This is a genomic window from Novosphingobium sp. SG707 (genome assembly GCF_012275515.1).
Lineage (GTDB): Bacteria > Pseudomonadota > Alphaproteobacteria > Sphingomonadales > Sphingomonadaceae > Novosphingobium.
Genome location: NZ_JAAZQL010000001.1, coordinates 217028 through 235660, shown reverse-complemented (window position 1 = coordinate 235660; position 18633 = coordinate 217028). Strand labels below are relative to the sequence as shown.

Here is an 18633-nt window from a genome sequence, read left to right as displayed (position 1 = left end):
TCCTTAACCGAAATCCACCGCCGACCAGTCGCTGGAAAAGGCGCGGTCACCGGGCTTGAGCGGCAGGTCCGGGTCCCAGCGACCCGGCACATGAACATATTGCAGTTCTTTCGAACCGCCGGTTTCGGACGTGTAATAGCCCAGCAGAATGAGGCGCTTGATCGCCAGCCACGGCTTGGCCGCCGCATCCCCGGCAAAGGCGCGCGCATCGAGCGCGGCCAGTGCGGCCTGACGCTTGGCCAAAGGTTGCGCCAGAAAACCCGCGCCCAGCGTCGATTTCAGCCATGCCGCATGGTCCAACCCCTTGGTCCCCTCCAGCCCATGGTCCAGCGCCAGCAGGACAAAGGCCCCCACGCCCACCTCGCCCGCGCCCGGCGTCGTGCTGCGCGGGATCACCAGTTGCGCCACTTCGCGCAGCAAAGGCTGATAGGGATTGGGCACCAGTTTCGCGCCAGCGGCGGCCACCGGCGCCACCGCCATCAGCAGCGCCATTCCGGCCATGAATTCCCGGCGCGCCATCGGGCTTTCGATCTTGGGCATAAGGGGGATGCTCCGGATTAGAACAATAGAGGTGGCCCCATGCGATGGAGCCACCCCAAGAATTCAGGCCATAAGCCTATGTTTCAGATCAGAAATCCACGCCAAACCGGACGCCATAGGTGCGCGGCGGGGTGAATTGGAAATTGTAGATATTGGCCACGCCCGGCACCACCGTGTTGCCGGCATAGGCCAGCGAACGGTAATCCTCGAGATTGCGGACGAAGGCCTGAACGCTGAACCGCTTGCTTTGCGGTTTATATTCCAGGCTCAGGTCGGTCTGGGTGCGCGCATCCTGACGCGAGGAGGCATAGTTGTAGAAATCGAGGTAATAGTCGCCCTTGTACCGGCTGAAGGCCGAGAAGGTCAGCGTGCCCGCCGCCCCCAGACGGAAGATGTGGTCATAGCCCAGCGTAATCACCACATTGGGCGATTGCGGCAGGCGATTGCCCTTGAGATTGGTGGTCAGCGGCGTGGCAGAACTTGCACCAATATCATAGGAGGCCACACTGGCGGTGAAATCGGTGTATTTGGCATGCATCAGATTGGCCGAGCCGGTGATCGTGTCATCATCGCTCAGGCGCAGCGTGGTTTCCACTTCCAACCCATAGATCTGCGCCTTGCCCGCGTTGAACGTCTGGGCGCCGATGGCCGGATTGATCAGCACGTCATTTTGCAGATCCTTGTAATCATAATAGAATCCGGCAAAATTCAGGATATGGCGGCCCAGCCTCAGCTTGGCGCCGCCTTCGTAGGCCGTGTTGGTTTCCGGGCGGAAGGCCGTGCCCGCGCCGTCAAAGCCGCCCGCCTTATAGCCGGTCGAAACCTTGCCATAGATCAGCGTGGCGGCATTGGGCTTGTAATTCAGCCCCGCCAGCCAGGTGAACTTGCTGCCCGAATATTTGAGCGGCGTGGTGCTCGAGGGCTGGTTGGTCAGTTCGATGGGCCCGCTGCCAAAGGCGAAGGCGTAATTGGTGAAAGCCGCGTCGCGGTCATCCTGCGTATAGCGCCCCCCCACCACGGCGGTCAGCGTATCGGTCAAGGGCACTTCGGCCTGGCCAAAGGCCGAAACGCTCTTGGTGTTGGTGGGGTGGCGGAAATAGTTCACATAGGAACCGGTCGCGCCGATGAAGGGGGAATAGAGCCCGCCATTGGTGCCCAACTGTTCATAGAAATAGAACACGCCGCCCTGCCATTGCACGCCATGGGTCAGGCCGTTGAGGCGCAGTTCGTGGCTGTTCGTTTTCACCGTCCCGCCGAAATTGGTGAAATAGAAAGCGGGCGAGAGCGAATTGCCCCCGGTGTTCTTGGTGGTGCGATAGCCGCCTGTATAGGTCAGCGTGGCAAAGCCCATGTCATAGGCCAGCCGCCCGCGCACGGCGGTCGAAATCTGGTGCAGGCTGCCCACGCCGATCAGCGGCGAATTGTAGGTCGAGCGGTCCTTGCCGGCCAGAACGTTGATATTGGCCGGAACGCACGAGACCCCGCCCGTACGCGCCGCCGCCACGGTCCAGCCATTGCCGCAGGAGGTGGTGCTGGTACCCGGATTGTTGCCCGCCGCGGTCATGTCGGTCCACATCTGGGCGGCCGGGATGACGTTCTGTTCGACATGCTCGACCGCGCCGTCCATCGTCAGGCCGTTGACCGGCTTCAGACGCAGGCTGATGCGGCCGCCGCCGGTATTGTCAGTGTCCGAACGATTGGCTGTCGAAGGGGTGAAGGCCGAGGTCGGGCTGAAGGGCGTGTTGGGGTGATAATTATACCCGTCATGGCTGCGATAGAAGCCCGCCACGCGCACCGCCGCGCCTTCGCCCAGCACGAGATCCGCGCCGCCGTCGACCAGCACCGAATTGAAATTGCCATAGGAGACCGAGCCGTTGAAACCGGTGTGGTCACCCGGCTTGCGGGTGATGAAATTGACCGCGCCGCCGGTGGAATTGCGGCCATAGAGCGTCCCCTGCGGGCCGCGCAGCACTTCGACACGGTCAATGTCGAAAATGGCGGCGTTCAGAATGGTCGGGCGGTTCAGATATTCGCCGTCGATATTGACGGCAATCGACTGATCCTGCGCCTCATTGTTGGTCAGCGAGCCGACGCCGCGCACGGTGACGCGGGTGTTGTTGGTGTCATTGGTGATGTTGAGCGCGGGCGAGACCTTCTGGACCGAGGTGAAATCGGTCACGCCCTGCGCGGCCAACGCGGCGCCGGTGACGACCGAGATGGCGATGGGAACGTTCTGGACGTTTTCCTTGCGGTTTTGCGCGGTGACGATGATTTCGCGGGCGTCGGGTTCGGCGGATTTCCGGGCCTGGGCGTTTTGGTTTTGTGCAAGGGCCGGGGTCACGCTCATCAAAGCCCCGCCCGCCAGCAGAATGGGCACAATATTCCTGTAGGTCATTGGCAATCCTCCCTCTTTTGTAATCTGTGATTTCTTGATGCCGGAGGCCGGATGGGCGGCCTGTCCGATGAATCACTAAATTAGAATTATGGTTATGATCCATCCCGGCGGGCTGTCAAGAATAATAATTCTAATTTCTCTGGATGCATTTTCATAAATGCCGTGAATGGCCAGGGCCGGACGTCAAAGCCGGTTGCAATGGTAGCGCAACCTCTATAACAATAATCATCATTCTAATTATAAACCGCATTCAAGCGGCCCCGCACAGTGGAGAGAACCATGAACCTATCCCCATGTATCGAATGGCATTTTTCCGATTCCGAGGATCTGGCCGACCGCCTTCGCGCCGCCGCCAAGGCCGGATTCGCCAGAGCCGAATTCCATCTCTGGCGCGACAAGCCAATGACCGAGATCGGCGCGGCACTGGCCGAAACCGGCGTGAGCCTGACCGGCATCTGCGTCGATCCGCGCCGCAGCATCGTCGATCCGGCCCAGCATGAGGAACTCTTCGCCGCCGTGCGCGAAAGCATCGAGGGCTGCAAAGTCATCGGCTCGCCCCCGATGATTGTCGCCTCGGGCTTCATCCGCGAAGGCGTCAGCGCGCAGGAGCATTTCGAACAGGCCGTCACGGCGCTCAAAACCATCGCCGCCATGGCGCAGGATGCGGGCGTCATCCTGCTGCTCGAACCGCTCAATGACCGGATCGACCACCCCGGCATGTATCTGGTCAGCACCACGCTCGGCCTTGATCTGATCGAGGCGGTCGGCAGCCCCAACCTGCGCCTGCTCTATGACGTCTATCATTCGCGCGTGATGGGCGAGGATATGGCAGAAGTGCTGAAGGGGCGGATGCATCTGGTCCATCATGTGCAGGTGGCCGATTATCCGGGCCGCAACGAGCCGGGCACCGGCACGATCGACTGGACCGAAGTGATCGCGACGCTCAAACGGCTGGGCTATCAGGGCGATATCGGGCTGGAATACCGGCCGACAATGCCCATCGAGGCTTCACTGGCAAAAAGCCGGGAAGCTCTGGGGGTCTGATCCCCCATCACCGAAACCAGGGGAGAGGTGCCGGTGGCCAATATCACAGACCAACCAACCATGACCGAGCGGATCAGCTACGGCATGGGCGATATGGGAACCAGCCTCGTCTATAATATGGCGAGCGGGTTTCTGCTCTATTATTACACCAATGTCGTCCACCTGCCCGCCACATCGGTGGGCACGGTGTTTCTGATCGCGCGGATGCTGGATGCGGTGATCGACATGGCCGTCGGGCTGGGCGTGGACAGGACGCGCAGCCGGTGGGGGCGCACGCGGCCCTGGTTCCTGTTTGCCGCCCTGCCCTATGCGATTGTCGCGGTGCTGCTGTTTCATGTGCCCTCCGGCTCGCAAAACGCGCAGGTCATCTATGCCTTCGTCACCTTCAAGGCGCTGGGCATCCTGATGTCGCTACAGGCGATCCCCTATACCGCGCTGATGCCGATGATGACGCGCGACACCGCCCAAAGGCTCAAGCTGAGCGGGATGCGTTCGGTGGGGACCTCGATCTCGGTGGTGCTGGGCACGGCGGCGACCATGCCGCTGGTCGGGATTTTCGGCGGGGGCGACGAGGCGCGCGGGTTTCAGGCGGTGGCGATGCTGTTTGCCGGGATCGGGCTTGTCGCCACCATCGCCCTGTTCCGCAATTGCCGCGAACGGCATGAGGATCACGCCAGCCCCTCCTTCGCCATCCTGCCCGCGATTGGCCAGATGCTGCGCAACCGGGCGTGGCTGGTCTGTTTCGGCTTTTGCCTGCTCTATTTCGTGCGCTTTGGCATGATGATGTCGGCCACGGCCTATTTTGCCATCGATGTGCTGCACCGCCCATGGATGATTTCGGTGATGCTGCCCGCCGTGTCGGGGATGCTGCTGCTTTCCTCCTTTGTCGCGCCGCCCATTCTGGCGCGCACGGGCCTGCGGGCGGGCAGCGCGGCCGTATTGGCCGCCGCGATGGTGCTGTTTGCCCTGCTGCCTCTGGCCGAGGCGCATGTGGGGGCTTTTCTGGCGCTCTATATGCTCGCCTGCCTTGCCACCTCGATCACGATCACGGCGGCCTTCACGATGATTGCCGAAACGGTGGACCATCATCAGGCGCATTTCGGGGTCCGGCGCGAAGGGCTGCTGGCCTCAGGCATCAGCCTGTCGACCAAGGTGGGCATGGCGATCGGCACGGCGGCCTTCGCCTATTTGCTGGGCCATGTGCATTACCAGCCCGGCGCGGTCAGCGCCGAGGCGCAGGCTGCGATCCGCTATGCCTATTACGGCGGAGCGGTGGCGCTGCTGGGCCTGCAAACCATCGTCACGCTGTTCTGGCCGATGGGCGCAAGGGAGAAGGAAGCATGAAACGCCATCTCGGGATGGCGCTGGCGGGCGCATCGATAATGGGCTTGACGGCCCCCGGCGAATATAGGAATAATGATTCTAAATAGGGCGCAAAAGCCCCAGGGGAGAGAGAATGCCGTCATGACCGCCCGCCGGCCATGATCGCATCGCTTCAGCCTACCCGCTCCAACGAAACGATGGAACAGACGGAGGTTGCTGTGAGCAGCGCAATTCTAAGGGGCGTCAGCCTCTATTCCTATCAGAACGAGACCTTTCAGGGCAAAATGAGCCTTGAGGACTGTATCCGCACCAGCGCGGCGCTGGGCGCAAAGGGCATCGAGATCATCGGCGAGCAGACCTTCTGGGGCTGGCCCGAATGCGGCGTGGCGCAGGAGGATGTCGACAATTGGCACCGGCTGATCGCCAAATATGACTGCACCCCGGTCAGCCATGATTTCATGCTGGATTACAAGCGTTACAAGGGCCGCGAAATGCCCTTTGACGAGCAGGTCGCCAGCGTGAAGAACGACATCGACTTTGGCGCGCGTCTGGGCATGAAATTCATCCGCGCGCTGGTGTCGATTGATCCGGCGGTGCTGGTGGCCGCTGCGGATTATGCGCAGGAAAAGGGCATCAAGATCCTGATCGAGGTCCATGCACCGCTGCATTTCGACCATCCCTGGATCATCCGCCACGCCGAAGCCTTTGAAAAATCGGGCTCGGACGCGCTGGGCTTCCTGCCCGACATGGGCATGTTCCTCTTCAAGTTTCCGCCCGTGTGGAAGGAGAAGTTCATGCGGATCGGCGTGCCCAAGGCGATCGCGGACTATATCGAGAAAGCCTATGAGGACCGCGTGCTGTCCGAATATGTGATCCTGAACGTTGCGCAGATGGGCGGTACCGGCCCTGCCATCGCGATGGCCGAAACGCTGCGCCACAATGCCGCGTTTGAGCCGAAACGGATGCTCGATTACATGCCGCGCATCCACAATATCCACGGCAAGTTCTATCAGATGGACGAGGATTATGTCGAACCCTCGATCCCCTATGACGAGATCGTGCGTGTGCTGAAACAGGGCAATTATCAGGGCTATATCTGCTCTGAATATGAGGGCAACCGCTGGATCGAGGATGCGCAGGAGCCGGATTCGGTCGAACAGGTGCGCCGCCAGCAGGTGATGCTGGCCCGCCTGCTGGGCGAGAGCGTCGAGCCTTCCCTCAACACCACTGTCGCGGCCTGAAAGGAACCCAAGCCCATGATGGACAACAAAATGATCGTCGAAGGCAGCCTTCAGCGCGAAGATGGCGGCTTTTCCTTCCTTGGCCGCCTGCCCTATTATCGCGGCCTCGGCCTTTCCATGATCGAGGACATCATCGTCTCGGTCGATGGCGAGGCCATCCCGCGTGAGGCGATCCGTTTCTGCGTGCGCGGCCGGACCTATACGCTCGACAAAATGGAAACGGTCTATGACAACCGCTGGAATTTCGGCGAAAAGGCGCGGATCATCGCGCTGAACGGCGGATTGCCTGCGGGCAACCATGCCATCACTTTCGCCGTGCGGATGCGCGTCTCCTATCTGCCCTTTGTGCCCACCACAAAGGACACCAAGCAACTCGCGATGGCCGCATGAGCCATGGGGCGGCGGTGAGGCGATCACCGCCGCCTTTTTCTTTCAAAGACCGGATGAGGCAAGCCTGATGCTCTATTTGCGCCAATTCTATCGCGGCCTGACCCTGAAGCCGCAGGGTTTCACGATGATCGTGGCGGGCTTTCTGCCGGTCTTTGCCATTATCGCGATGTTTCCGGTGGTGGCGGCCATCATCGCCCATTTCAAGGATCTGCCCGATGCGGCAATCCGGGTGCCCGCGATGGTGACGGCGCCGGGCTATGCCATCGCGCTGCTGGCGCCCTTTGCCGGGGCGCTGGCGGATCGCTATGGGCGGCGGCCGCTGCTGCTGGCCTGCACGCTGGCCTATGGCGTGGTGGGCGCGGCACCTTTCCTGATGGAAAATCTGGACGCCATCATCGCCTCACGCATCCTGCTGGGCGTGTGCGAGGCAGGCATCCTGACCATCGTCAACACGCTGATCGCCGATTATTGGGATGATGACGGGCGGCGCAACTGGCTGATGCTGCAAGGTCTGGTCGGGCCGTTCTTTCAGCCTCTGGTGTTCATTCTGGTGGCAGCCGTGGCAGCGGTGCGGTGGAACGGGGGCTTCCTCGTCTATCTGGTCGCCTTTCCCATCTTCGTCTCGATGTATTTCTTCCTCTTTGAACCCAAAGTGCCCAAGCCGGAAAATCCCGTCGCCAGCCAGCCTGCCGAAGCTTTTCCGATGGGCGCGGCGCTGGCCGTGGGGGCGCTGACGCTGTTTGCCTCGGTGCTCTATTACGTGTTCATCGTGAATGGCAGCATCGCCTGGCACGAGGTGGGCCTGAGCGACCCGATGGCGATCAGCAAGGCCACCTTCGTGCCCAGCTTCTTCATTCTGGCCGGATCGGTGCTGTTCCGCATCCTGTCGCGCTATGGCAATGCGGTGCAGATCGGCGGCTTTCTGGCGATGCTGGGGCTGGGGCTGGCCGGGATCGGCATGGCGCATAATGTGCTCTCGATGCAGGCGGGGCTGATCCTGCAACAGACCGGCGCGGGGATGGCGGTCCCGGCCCTGATCGCATGGGCGCAGTCCAAATTCTCGTTTGCTCACCGTGGGCGCGGCATGGGCATCTGGACCAGCGCCTTCTTTCTGGGGCAGGCCATTTCGCCCATCATCGTCGGCTTTGCAGCGCAAGCTTTGGGCTCGATGCAGATGGCTTTTCTGGCCGGGGGCGGGGCGGCCTTGGCCGGCGCTGTCATCTGCGGCCTGCTGGCGATGCAGATCGGCAAACCGGCGCTTCAAAAGCCGTTTGGCGCCTAGGGCGATTGGGGTTATGGGCCATGGTTTCCGCCGGTCCCACGCAGGTTGCCCTTGATGTCCGAAGAAACCCCCGCCCCCCCTCCCCTGCCCCTCAGCCGCGCGCCTTTGCAGGGCCGCAGCAAGGCCTCGCTGGAGCGGATGCAGGCCACCGCGCGCGAATTGATGCTGGAGCGCGGCAATGAGGACTTCACGCTTCAGGAAGTGAGCAGCCGAGGGCAGGTTTCCATCGGCTCGATCTATCTGCGTTTCGAGGGCAAGGATGCGCTGGTGCGCGCGGTGCTGGTCCAGGCGATGCAGGACCTGCGCGATGCCGAGGACGCCATGCTCGAACGGCTGTTGCGCCATTGCCGGAACATCGGCGAATTTGTCGAAAACTACATCGCCGATTATGCAGAGGTGCTGCGTCTTCATGCGCCGCTGCTGCGCCTGGCCATGTTGCGCGCGCAGCAGGACGTCCAGATTTCCGGCCTTGGCAAACAGGCCGCCGAGGATGCTGTGGCCGCCTCGATGCGGGCCTTTCTGGAGTATCGCGCGGAAATCGGCGGGGATGACCCCGAATTGCGCGCCCATTCGGCCTATCAGATCATCTTTGCCACGCTGGCCCGGCGGCTCAGCCTGGGTTCGACCAGTGAATCAAGCCCGACGCAGGACTGGGACAGTCTGAAGGGCGAGCTGGCGCGCATGTGCACCGCCTATCTGCGCTCGGCCTGACACGAAAATGGGCGGCGGGTGATGCCCCCGCCGCCCCTTCGATTGTCCGGCGAACCCGGCCTCAGGCCGCAACCGGCGCCTCGGCCAGAATGCGGCGGCACATCGCCTGATGGCGGCGCACCTGCTCAAAGGCGTCTGCCGTGCAATAGGCGTGGCCTTCCCATTCCGAAACGATCGTGCCGGTGAAACCGCCATCGCGGAACAGCGGCAGGATCTCCTCATAGGGGATCGCTTCTTCGACGCCCTCGTCGCTCACGCCGTAAAACTTGCCGTGGATATGGATCGTGCGGTCCACCATCTCGGCCCAGCTCTTGGGATCATTGTTCGACAGGATGAAGAAGGAGAGCGTGCAGGCCTGAAGATGCGCCTGCTCGTAGCCCTTGGCTGCGGCGATCTCGCGCAGCTTGCCCGCTTTCACATAGGAAGGGCCATCCTCGGCCCAGATTTCCTTGGTGATCTCGATCAGCGCCTCGGGCGTGCCGATGGCGCGCGCGGCGTCCAGCAGGCTGGGCGGGATGGCGCGGGCCGTGCCGCCGAAATCGGGAATCCAGCCCAGCGCGGGCGAGTTCAGCTTTTCATACATCTCGCGATATTCGAGCACCGCCGGATGGCGCGCCCACATCGGAGCGTGAACCTCAACCCCCATCTGCATGCCGATATCTTCGCAGAAAGGCGCCAGTTCGGGCAGCAGATGCGCAGGGAGCGCGAATTGTCCGCGCGCCAGCTTGAAGCCCAGTTTCTTGGCACTGCGCAATTGGCGCTTGTGATATTCGACCAGATCCGCATCGTCGATGGGCTGCTGGCCCGGTTTCATAAAGCGATCCGAATTGATCGCGCAGGACACCGGGTTCAGGCCGGTTTCCGCGATCAGATCCTTGAAATAGGCGGCGAAATCGTCCGAAACATCGGGAAATTCCTTGAAGCTCTGAAAACCGATGATCTCGATGTTCGGCCCCAGATCGCGCTTGGCCACCTCGCGCAGCAGCGTGTCCAGCTCGAACTGGCGGGTCAGCCATTCGTTGGTGAAGGAATAAAGGGTAACGCCCATCTGCGGGCCATTGGCGGCAGTCATTGTGGCAACTCCTGTCGGATCAGTTGACGCGCAGCGTGGCGGTTTGCGGGTTCACGCGCTTCATGCCCGGAATATAGGGCGGGTTCACATGCAGCAGCAGCGAGACGTCATGCTCGCTGTCGGCCGCCAGATTGACACCCGGCAGGACCAGAAACGCGCTATCGCGCACAAACCAGAACGCATTGGTCTGCTCGCCCATCTTGGCCAGCGGAAAGCTGATGTCGTCGAATTCGACAACGGCATCGGCCAGATCGACCGGCGCTCCATCCAGCGTTACGCCTGCCACTTCGACCGTCGAGAACGGCAAGGAGCGATACCAGGGCAGGCGCATCGCCAGTCTTGCCCCGCGCGGAGTGGCCGACAAGCCCTCCTCGCCGATGATTCGTTCAACAGGCAGCATAGCGCACTCTCCCTTTATCGCTGGATTTCAACGGCCCTGATGAGGGGCGGATTTGAATAATTGGAATTACACTTCTAATTGATGCTTGACAGGGGGTCAAGGGTCGTGCTGAAAGAAAGCGAATATAGGTTCTATTATCATTTGTGGGATTCGGGCGGGGAAAAATGGCCAGTTTCGACTATATCATCGTGGGCGCAGGCTCGGCAGGCTGCGTGCTGGCCAACCGCCTCAGCGCCGATCCGCGCCATCAGGTTCTGCTGATCGAAGAAGGCGGCGACAACCAGCATCCCTTCATCAAAATGGCGGGCGGCTTTGTCAAAATCATGGGCAAGCCGGATTATTTCCGCGCCTATCCCGTGGTTCAGCAGCCCGGCCGCCGCAAGGAAATGCAGGCCTATGGCCGTGGCCTTGGCGGTTCGTCGGCGATCAACGGCACATGGTATCTGCCCGGTCAGCCGGGGGATTACAATGACTGGGCCGCGCGCGGGCTGACCGGCTGGGGCTGGGACGAAATGGCGCGCTGCATCAAGAGCATCGAGTCCTATCGCGCGCCCGGCGCCCATGCAGGGCGCGGCCGCGACGGCGAATTGCAGATCACCCCCTCGACCTACAAATCGCCCGTGTTCGACGCCATCGCCCAGGCCGCCGCCTCGATCGGCGCGCCATGGAGCGATGACATCACCGCGCCGGGCGCCCCGGCGGCGGGCCGCACCCAATATACCGTCAGCCGCACCGGACAACGCGCCTCCAGCTATGAGGCGTTCGTCGCGCCCATCCGCAGCCGTTCCAATCTGACGGTGCTGACCAACAATCCGGTCAAACGCATCACCATCGAAAATGGCCGCGCGAAGGGCGTGATTGTCGAGCGCGATGGCGCCGAAGTCACCATCCATGCGCGCGGCGAGGTGATCCTGTCGGCGGGCGTCTATGGCTCGCCCCAGATGCTGCAACTCTCGGGCGTGGGTCCGGGGGCGGAGCTTCAGCGTCTGGGCGTTGCGGTGCAATCGGATCTGGCGATGGTGGGGCGCAACCTGTTCGACCATCAGAAGATGGGCATCTCCTATGACCTGCACAACAATCCCGGCACCAACCGCGAATATGTCGCGCCGCGCCTCTATGCCAACGCCTTGCGCTATTTCCTGACGCGCAGCGGCCCGCTGGCGCGCGTGGGCCTGCCGATCACGGTGCTGGTGCCGTCGAAGGGCACCGCGCCCGAATGGCCCGATTTCCAGCTCGCCGCCGCCGCCTTTGCCATGCGTACGGTGCAGGAAATGACCGAAAAGCCCGGCAGCCCTATCAGCAATCGCCCCGGCATCACCTTCTCGGCCTATCACCTGCGCCCGCGCAGCCGGGGGCATATCACGGTGACTTCGCCCGATTTCCGCGTTTCGCCGCTGGTCGATCCGGCGATCTGGTCCGATCCCTTCGATCAGGAAAAGGCCATCGAACTGTTCCACTTGCTGCGCCGCTTTGCCGGGGCCGAGGCGCTCTCGGCCTATGTTGGCAATGAACGCGTGCCGGGCAACCACATCCAGAGCGAGGCCGAATTGGTGGACGCCGTGCGCGCCATGGCCGAACCGGGCCTACATGGCATGGGCACCTGCGGCATGGGCACCGACCGCGCCACTTCGGTCACCGATGCGCGCTGCCGGGTGCACGGGGTCGATGGGCTGCGCGTGGTCGATTGCTCGATCATGCCCTCGCCGGTTTCGGGCAACACCAATGGTCCGGCCATGGCCGTGGCCGCGCGGGCGGCCGAACTGATCCTTCAGGACGCGCGGTAATCAAGGCGCCGCATCGGGACCCCTCCCCCGGTGCGGTGTCAGATCGGCAGCATCATCCCGGTCTTGACCCGGTCCAGCGCCACCAGCGTGCGAAACCTTTCAAACAGGTCGCTTTCCGAAAAAAGCCGCCGCGTCAGCGTGTCATAGGCGCGCATATCCGGGCTGATGATGACCAGCACAAAGCTGATGCCGCCGGTGACATAGTAGCATTGCTGCACCTCGGGCGCCGCGCAAAACAACGCTTTGGCCGCGTCCACCGTGGCCGCGCGTTCATCGCGCAATTGCACCTCGACAATCGCCGTAATCGGCAGCGCCACCGCATCGGGCGCGATCAGCGCCACATTGGCGGCGATCACGCCCGCCTCCTCCATCGCGGCAATCCGCCTTTGCACGGCCGCCGCCGACAGGTTCACCGCCTCGGCGATCTCGCGCTGGGGGCGTTTGTTGTCCTGCTGAACAATGCGCAGGATGGCCAGATCGAAAGCATCGAGCGGGCGGGGTGATTTAGCCATCGGCGAGCCTCAGCGTGATTTTTTGTTGCATTTTATGGCCCAAATTTGCGCCAACAACCCAGCACAGTGATGATATAACCCGCACCATCCCTTTTGGCGAGAACAAGTCCTATGCAGATGGTCCGCACCCTTCCCTCGCGCCGCGGCGTGTCGCTGCTGGGCATCGGCTGCGGCATCGGCGCGGGGGCGCTATGGGGGCTGGTGTTTCTGGCGCCGGAACTGGCGGGGATGTTTCGCCCGCTTGAGCTCACGATCGGACGCTATATCGCCTATGGGCTGATCGCGCTGATTGCGGTGGCGCCGCGCCTGCGCCGCCTTGTGGATCATATCGGCGGATCGGGGCTGATCGCGCTGGTCTGGCTCTCGCTGGCGGGCAATACAGTCTATTATTTCCTGCTGTCCGCCGCCGTCCAAATGGGCGGGATCGCGATGACCTCGCTCATCATCGGCTTTCTGCCCGTGGCCGTGACGATCATCGGCAGCCGCGACCATGATGCGGTGCCGCTGATCCGGCTGATGCCTTCGCTGCTGCTCTGCGCGGGCGGAGGACTGTGCATCGGGTGGCAAGCGGTGGGCCAGGCCGTGGCCAGCCATTCGTTCAATCAGTTGATCGGCATGGCTTGCGCCACCGGAGCGCTGATCTCATGGACCGCCTATGCGGTGGGCAATGCGCGCTGGCTGGTGCGGCTGCACACGATCGGCGCGCAGGACTGGAACCTGCTGATCGGGGTGATGACCGGGGCGCAGGCGCTCTGCCTTGTGCCGGTGGCGCTGATCATCGGCGTGGCGCATCACGATGGCGCGGACTGGACGCGGTTTCTGCTGGTTTCGGGCGGGGTGGCGCTGCTGGCCTCGATTGCGGGCAATGCGCTTTGGAACCGGGCGAGCCGCCTGCTGCCCCTCACCCTTGTCGGCCAGATGATCCTGTTCGAAACGCTCTTTGCGCTGCTCTATGGCTTCCTGTGGGAAGCGCGCTGGCCGACCATGGCTGAAGTGGGCGCCTTTGGCCTGCTGGTGGCCAGCATCACGGCCTGTCTGGCCGCGCACCGGGGCCGAGGGGACGGGCGGGAGGGCGCATAAAATCCCGGCAAAGATACGAATGCGGCCTTGACCGAAAGGGGGCCTTGGGAGACTTTGCGCGAACTTGAAAACGATACCAAGCAGAGGACCTGAAATCATGGACAGACGCAATTTCCTCGCAAGTGCGGGCGCTTTGGCTGCGCTCAGCGCCGCTTCGCCAGCCTTGGCCGCGCCCAAGGGCCGCGCCTTCGGCATCCAGCTCTGGACCGTGGCCAAGATGCTCTCGCAGGATTTTGAAAAGACCATCGCGATGCTGGCCGGGCTTGGTTACCGCGAACTGGAAATGTACGGTCCCTATGATTTCAGCGACGATCGCGGCAAGGCGAGCTGGGCCGCCGTCACCCCCAGCCTCGGCTTTTCGGGCAGCGGTTTCTTTGGCCATACCGCTGCGCAGGTCAAAACCATCATGCAGCGCCACGGCCTGACGGTCCCCTCGCTTCACACCGATATTTTCACCCTGCGCGACGGCATGGGCAGACTGGCCGAAGCGGCCCATGCGCTGGGCTCGACCTATGTGACGCTGCCCTCGCTGCCCGCCGACATGCGCAAGACATTTGACGATTACAAACGCGCCGCCGATGTCTTCAACAAAATCGGCGCCGATGCCGCGCGCCACGGCGTGCGCTTTGGCTATCACAACCACGGCTATGGCCTGATGCCGGTCGATGGCAAGATCCCGCTGCGCACCATGCTGGACGCCACCGATCCCAAGACGGTGTTCCTCGAACTCGACGTCTATTGGAACTTTGCCGGGGGCGGCGATCCCAAGGAATATCTGACCCGCTACAAGGGCCGCTACAAGATGGTCCATCTGAAGGACATGAAGGGCATCCACCGCTTCGACCATGACGGCGGCGATTCCACCCAGTGGATCGAATTGTTCAAATATCTGACCTATCTGGGCGATGGCAATCTGGACATGAAGGGCATCATCAAGACCGCCGAGGCCACCGGCGTCGAGCACTTCTTTGTCGAACAGGACCGCGCCGACGATCTGATGGTCGCGATCAAGGGCAGCGCGGATTTCCTGAAGAAGAACGGTTTCCGTTGATGTGAAAAGGGGCGCCGGTCTGACCCGGCGCCCCTTGATCTTACCCGCCGATCTTGCTGGCGGTGAAATCCAGCCGCGCGGTATAGGGATCTTCGGTGTGGCTTGCGCCTTTCCCGTCGATCCATTGCACCGTGGTCGTGGTGGCGGTTGCCTGCGGCCAAGCCGGAACGCCTGCGGCATCAGGCTTGCCGGTCTTGGCAAAATTCACCCAATAGCGATGCGTCAGGCTCGCCACCGGCTGTTCCTCGGCCAAGGGCGCATCGCCCTTGCGCGCGGGGACCGTGTCGAACACATAGGGCAGTTCGCTGGCATGGGCCGCGCCGCCAATGGCCTGCGCCATTTTGGGCACGGCATAGCCAAAGCGATAGAGCCAGACCTTCTGGCCCCGCGCCGCCATCAACCGGGCAACATGGCGCGAGGGTTCGATGAACATCTTGTCCGCGCTGATGCCCATGGCGATATGGCCCGCAGGCTTGGTGCCATCGGCATCATAGACCTTGCGCGCGGCATCGGCGTCCGCCCCGAACTGGGCAAAGACCTTGTCCTTATCCGTGCCAAAGGCAAAGCCATCGGCCGAATTGGCGCCCACGATCACCGGCACATCGGCGGTCAGACCCGCCGCAATCGCATCGTCGGGCGCGCCAAGGATCGTGCGCCCATCGACCATCGGTCCGGAATATCCCTTCTGGCCCATGCTCGACATCGACAGATTGCCCGTCACCTGCGCCTCGGGCAGAGCGCGCAATTGCGCGGCGGTCAGCCCGGGGGCGAATTCGGAACCCACCAGCGCGGCCTTGGCCATCGTCGGCTGGGGCAAGGTGCCGTTGCGCCCGCCGCCGCTCTCGATCACGATCTGGCTGAACAGCCCGCGCGCCAGAGGGGATTGGAGCAGCATATGCATGCTCATCCCGCCCGCGCTTTCGCCAAACACGGTCACGCGCGAAGCGTCTCCGCCGAATTTGGCGACATTGGCCTGCACCCATTTCAGAGCCGCGATCTGGTCCAGGAAGCCGAAATTGCCCCCCAGCCCTTCGGCGGCCAGACCCGGATGGGCAAAGAAGCCAAAGCGGCCAAGGCGATAGTTGAGGCTGACGAAAACCACGCCATCGCGCGCGAAATTCTGCCCCGAATAGACGCCCGGCGACGAACCGCCATTCACAAAGCCGCCGCCATGGATCCACACCATCACCGGCAACTTGTCCCCGGCCTTGGCCGAGGCGGGTTTCCACACGTTGAGGTAGAGGCAGTCCTCGGCAGGCGTGGTGGTGATGGGTGCGGCGTCGGGCGGGAACGGCGCCTGGGCGCAGTCATGGCCAAAAGCGCTGCCGTCGTGCACGCCCTGCCATGCCACGACAGGCTGGGGCGCGCGCCAGCGGTTGGCCCCGGTGGGCGCGGCGGCATAGGGGATGCCCTTGAAGGCGGTGACGCCCTGCGCCTCCACGCCTGACACAGCGCCGCCTGTCACGGTCACGTTTTCGGCATGGGCCGAGGCAGAAGCCATCAGCGCAGCGGCCAGCAAAACAAATTTGCGCATGGGATCAATCCTTCCACGTCTTGGCGGCAACTTTGGTGGCGACCGGCGTGCCCAGATGCTCGGCGTCCTGACCAAGGGCAAAGCTGTACTGGCCGCCCTTGATGCTCCAACCCTTGGCCGTCCAGTCGGCCAGAATGCGCGGGTCGATGGTCAGCGTGACGGGCTTGGCCTCACCTGCCTTCAGTTCGACGCGGGCGAAACCGGCCAGACGCTGCTTGGCCTCGTCGCCGCGCTGCGTCAGGTAAAGCTGGGCGACATAGGCGCCTTCGCGCGCACCGGTGTTCTTGACCGTAAAGCTGGCGGTCAGGCCCTTCACGCTCAGCCCATCGGCGGCAAAGCTGGTGTAGCTCAGGCCATAACCGAAGGGGAACAGCGGTTTTTCGCCCTTGCGCGCGAACCAGCGATAGCCCACGTCAGAGCCTTCGATATTGTAATTGGCCAGCAGTTTGGTGTCGGGGGTGGGCGGATTGCCCATGAAGTCGGTTTCCATATCCCAATAGCCATCGACCACCGGACGCGGCAATTGCGAAGCGCTGGCCGGGAAGGTGATCGGCAGGCGGCCCGAGGGGTTGGTGTCGCCAAACAGGACGCTGGCGATCGCATCGCCGCCGCGGCTGCCGCCATACCAAGCCTCGACCACGGCGGGCACCTTGTCCAGCCAGGGCATGGCCACCGGATTGCCGGTTTCCAGCACGACGATCGTGCGCGGATTGGCCGCAACCACCGCCGCGATCAGCGCGTCCTGACCATTGGGCAGGCTGAAATCGGCATGGTCCTGCCCTTCGGTCGACCATTTGGTGGCAAAGATGATGGCGACATCGGCCTTCTTGGCCTGATCCACCGCATCGGCGATGATCGTGCCGTCACGATAGGTGACATTGGCGTCCTTGGCCTGCGCCTTGATCGCGGCAAAGGGGGCAACGCCATGATAATGCTGGCTGAAGAAGGTTGCCCACGGACCATCGCCGCCCAGCGGGATCGACGCCTTGGGGCCGCCTTCAGGGTCAGTCTGGCTCGATCCGCCGCCCGACAGCACGCCCGAAGCGGCATAACCGCCGATCACCGCAATACGCTTGGCCGTCTTGGCCAACGGCAGCAGGTTGCCGTTGTTTTTCAGCAGCACGATGCCCTGCTTGGCGGCTTCGAGCGCCACTTCGCCATTCTTGGCAAAGTCGATCTTCACGCCGGGCTTGGCGTCATTCTTATCCAGGTTGGTGGCATAGATCGCGGTCAGCACGCGGCGGTTCATGTCATCGAGACGCGCGGCCCATTTCGGATCGGCCTTGGCCTTGGCGGCCAGATCGTCGGTGAAAAACACCTTGGGGTCGAGTTCGGCGCCCGACTGCTGATCCAGCCCGTGGATCGCGGTGTCCAGCGTCGGCACCGCGCCCCAGTCGGACATGACAAAGCCCTTCCAGCGCCAGTCCATCTTCAGCACCGTGTTGAGCAGATAGTCATTGTCGCAGGCGTTCGCGCCGTTGACGCGGTTATAGGCGCACATCACCGACAGGGGCTGGCCCTGTTCGATGCCGATCTTGAAAGCCAGCAGATCGCTCTCGCGCGCATTGGCATCGGTAATCTGGATATCGACGAATTTGCGGCCGGTTTCCTGACCGTTCAGCGCGAAATGCTTGATGGTCGAAATGATGCCGTTCGACTGGATGCCCCGGATCGCGGCGCCCACCAGCATGCCCGAAAGCAGCGGATCTTCGGAAAGATATTCGAAGGTGCGCCCGTTGCGCGGATCGCGGGTCAGATTGACGCCGCCCGCCAGCAGCACGTTGAAGCCCTTGGCGCGCGCCTCGGACCCGATCATCGCCCCGCCCTGTTCCAGCAGCGCCGGGTTCCACGAGGCCGCCTGCGCCAGACCCGATGGCAGCGCGGTCGAGCCATCCTTGCGGATCCCGCCCACATAGGCCACGCCCAGCGAGGCATCGGTTTCCTTGAGCGCCGGAACGCCCAGACGCGGTACGCCCGCGATATAGCCCGCACCCGGAATCGCCTCGGCGGGCGGCTTGGGCGCGTTGGGCATCAGCGGCAGCGGCATGATGCCATGGGTCAGGATGGTCTTTTCCTCGGCCTTCATCGCCTTGACCGTGGCCCCCGCGCGCGCATCGGCCGCCGCCACATCGGCGGCCGTGGGAGCAGCAGCATGGGCCATGGCCGATCCCATCGCGATGATGGCCACGCCTGCGAGACATTGAAACTGGATTTTCATGGTCTTCTCCTGCCACTCCTGTGGATCGGTAATTGAATTTTTTCTCAAGAACAGCC

16 protein-coding genes are annotated in these 18633 nt (G+C 62.8%); 9 read left to right on the top strand and 7 right to left on the bottom strand.

The genetic code is table 11. The features are described from left to right. Window positions 1–3 precede the first annotated feature (3 nt). Together FHW92_RS01000 and FHW92_RS00995 are read right to left on the bottom strand one after the other, a co-directional pair. Window positions 4–540, bottom strand: a complete 537-nt coding sequence (locus FHW92_RS01000) for a gluconate 2-dehydrogenase subunit 3 family protein (RefSeq protein WP_246869849.1) — start codon at window positions 538–540, stop codon at window positions 4–6. 88 nt (window positions 541–628) lie between these two features. Beyond that, a complete protein-coding gene (locus tag FHW92_RS00995; RefSeq protein WP_168601364.1) occupies window positions 629–2935 on the bottom strand; it encodes a TonB-dependent receptor in 2307 nt (768 codons plus the stop codon). Window positions 2936–3214: 279 nt separating this feature from the next. Here FHW92_RS00995 and FHW92_RS00990 point away from each other — a divergent pair, with 279 nt between their 5' ends. From FHW92_RS00990 to FHW92_RS00965, 6 genes are all read left to right on the top strand, one after another. Then, the gene (locus tag FHW92_RS00990) at window positions 3215–3979 is read left to right on the top strand and encodes a TIM barrel protein (RefSeq protein ID WP_168601363.1); all 765 of its coding nucleotides are present in this window, start codon (window positions 3215–3217) and stop codon (window positions 3977–3979) included. Between the two features lie 33 nt (window positions 3980–4012). After that, a complete protein-coding gene (locus FHW92_RS00985; protein ID WP_349237619.1) occupies window positions 4013–5323 on the top strand; it encodes an MFS transporter in 1311 nt (436 codons plus the stop codon). A 197-nt stretch (window positions 5324–5520) separates the two neighbouring features. After that, a complete protein-coding gene (locus tag FHW92_RS00980; protein WP_168601362.1) occupies window positions 5521–6543 on the top strand; it encodes a TIM barrel protein in 1023 nt (340 codons plus the stop codon). A 15-nt stretch (window positions 6544–6558) separates the two neighbouring features. Next, a complete protein-coding gene (locus tag FHW92_RS00975; protein WP_168601361.1) occupies window positions 6559–6933 on the top strand; it encodes a DUF6379 domain-containing protein in 375 nt (124 codons plus the stop codon). A 67-nt stretch (window positions 6934–7000) separates the two neighbouring features. Continuing rightward, the gene (locus FHW92_RS00970; RefSeq protein ID WP_168601360.1) at window positions 7001–8215 is read left to right on the top strand and encodes an MFS transporter; all 1215 of its coding nucleotides are present in this window, start codon (window positions 7001–7003) and stop codon (window positions 8213–8215) included. 54 nt (window positions 8216–8269) lie between these two features. Then, window positions 8270–8926 carry a TetR/AcrR family transcriptional regulator gene (locus FHW92_RS00965; RefSeq protein ID WP_168601359.1) on the top strand — a complete coding sequence of 219 codons (657 nt, stop codon included), beginning with the start codon at window positions 8270–8272 and terminating at the stop codon, window positions 8924–8926. A 61-nt stretch (window positions 8927–8987) separates the two neighbouring features. Here the strand turns inward: FHW92_RS00965 and FHW92_RS00960 are convergent, their stop codons facing one another. Beyond that, window positions 8988–9998, bottom strand: a complete 1011-nt coding sequence (locus FHW92_RS00960; protein WP_168601358.1) for a sugar phosphate isomerase/epimerase — start codon at window positions 9996–9998, stop codon at window positions 8988–8990. Between the two features lie 19 nt (window positions 9999–10017). Further along, window positions 10018–10398, bottom strand: coding sequence for a DUF6379 domain-containing protein (locus FHW92_RS00955; protein ID WP_168601357.1), 381 nt, complete (start codon window positions 10396–10398; stop codon window positions 10018–10020). A gap of 164 nt (window positions 10399–10562) precedes the next feature. On the opposite strand from FHW92_RS00955, the gene FHW92_RS00950 reads away from it, so the two are divergent. Beyond that, window positions 10563–12182: a GMC family oxidoreductase N-terminal domain-containing protein gene (locus FHW92_RS00950; protein WP_168601356.1), complete on the top strand. Its 1620-nt coding sequence runs from the start codon at window positions 10563–10565 to the stop codon at window positions 12180–12182. Window positions 12183–12220: 38 nt separating this feature from the next. On the opposite strand, the gene FHW92_RS00945 is transcribed toward FHW92_RS00950, so the two are convergent. After that, a complete protein-coding gene (locus tag FHW92_RS00945) occupies window positions 12221–12694 on the bottom strand; it encodes an Lrp/AsnC family transcriptional regulator (RefSeq protein ID WP_168601355.1) in 474 nt (157 codons plus the stop codon). A 117-nt stretch (window positions 12695–12811) separates the two neighbouring features. On the opposite strand from FHW92_RS00945, the gene FHW92_RS00940 reads away from it, so the two are divergent. Together FHW92_RS00940 and FHW92_RS00935 are read left to right on the top strand one after the other, a co-directional pair. Next, window positions 12812–13774: a DMT family transporter gene (locus FHW92_RS00940; protein WP_168601354.1), complete on the top strand. Its 963-nt coding sequence runs from the start codon at window positions 12812–12814 to the stop codon at window positions 13772–13774. Between the two features lie 97 nt (window positions 13775–13871). Then, window positions 13872–14825 (top strand): sugar phosphate isomerase/epimerase, encoded by a 954-nt coding sequence (locus FHW92_RS00935; RefSeq protein WP_168601353.1) that lies wholly within the window; start codon window positions 13872–13874, stop codon window positions 14823–14825. A 40-nt stretch (window positions 14826–14865) separates the two neighbouring features. On the opposite strand, the gene FHW92_RS00930 is transcribed toward FHW92_RS00935, so the two are convergent. Both FHW92_RS00930 and FHW92_RS00925 read right to left on the bottom strand, forming a co-directional pair. Continuing rightward, complete coding sequence (locus tag FHW92_RS00930) at window positions 14866–16359, bottom strand: carboxylesterase family protein (protein WP_168601352.1); 1494 nt, start codon at window positions 16357–16359, stop codon at window positions 14866–14868. A gap of 4 nt (window positions 16360–16363) precedes the next feature. Then, window positions 16364–18577: a glycoside hydrolase family 3 C-terminal domain-containing protein gene (locus tag FHW92_RS00925; protein ID WP_168601351.1), complete on the bottom strand. Its 2214-nt coding sequence runs from the start codon at window positions 18575–18577 to the stop codon at window positions 16364–16366. Between the last annotated feature and the right edge of the window lie 56 nt (window positions 18578–18633).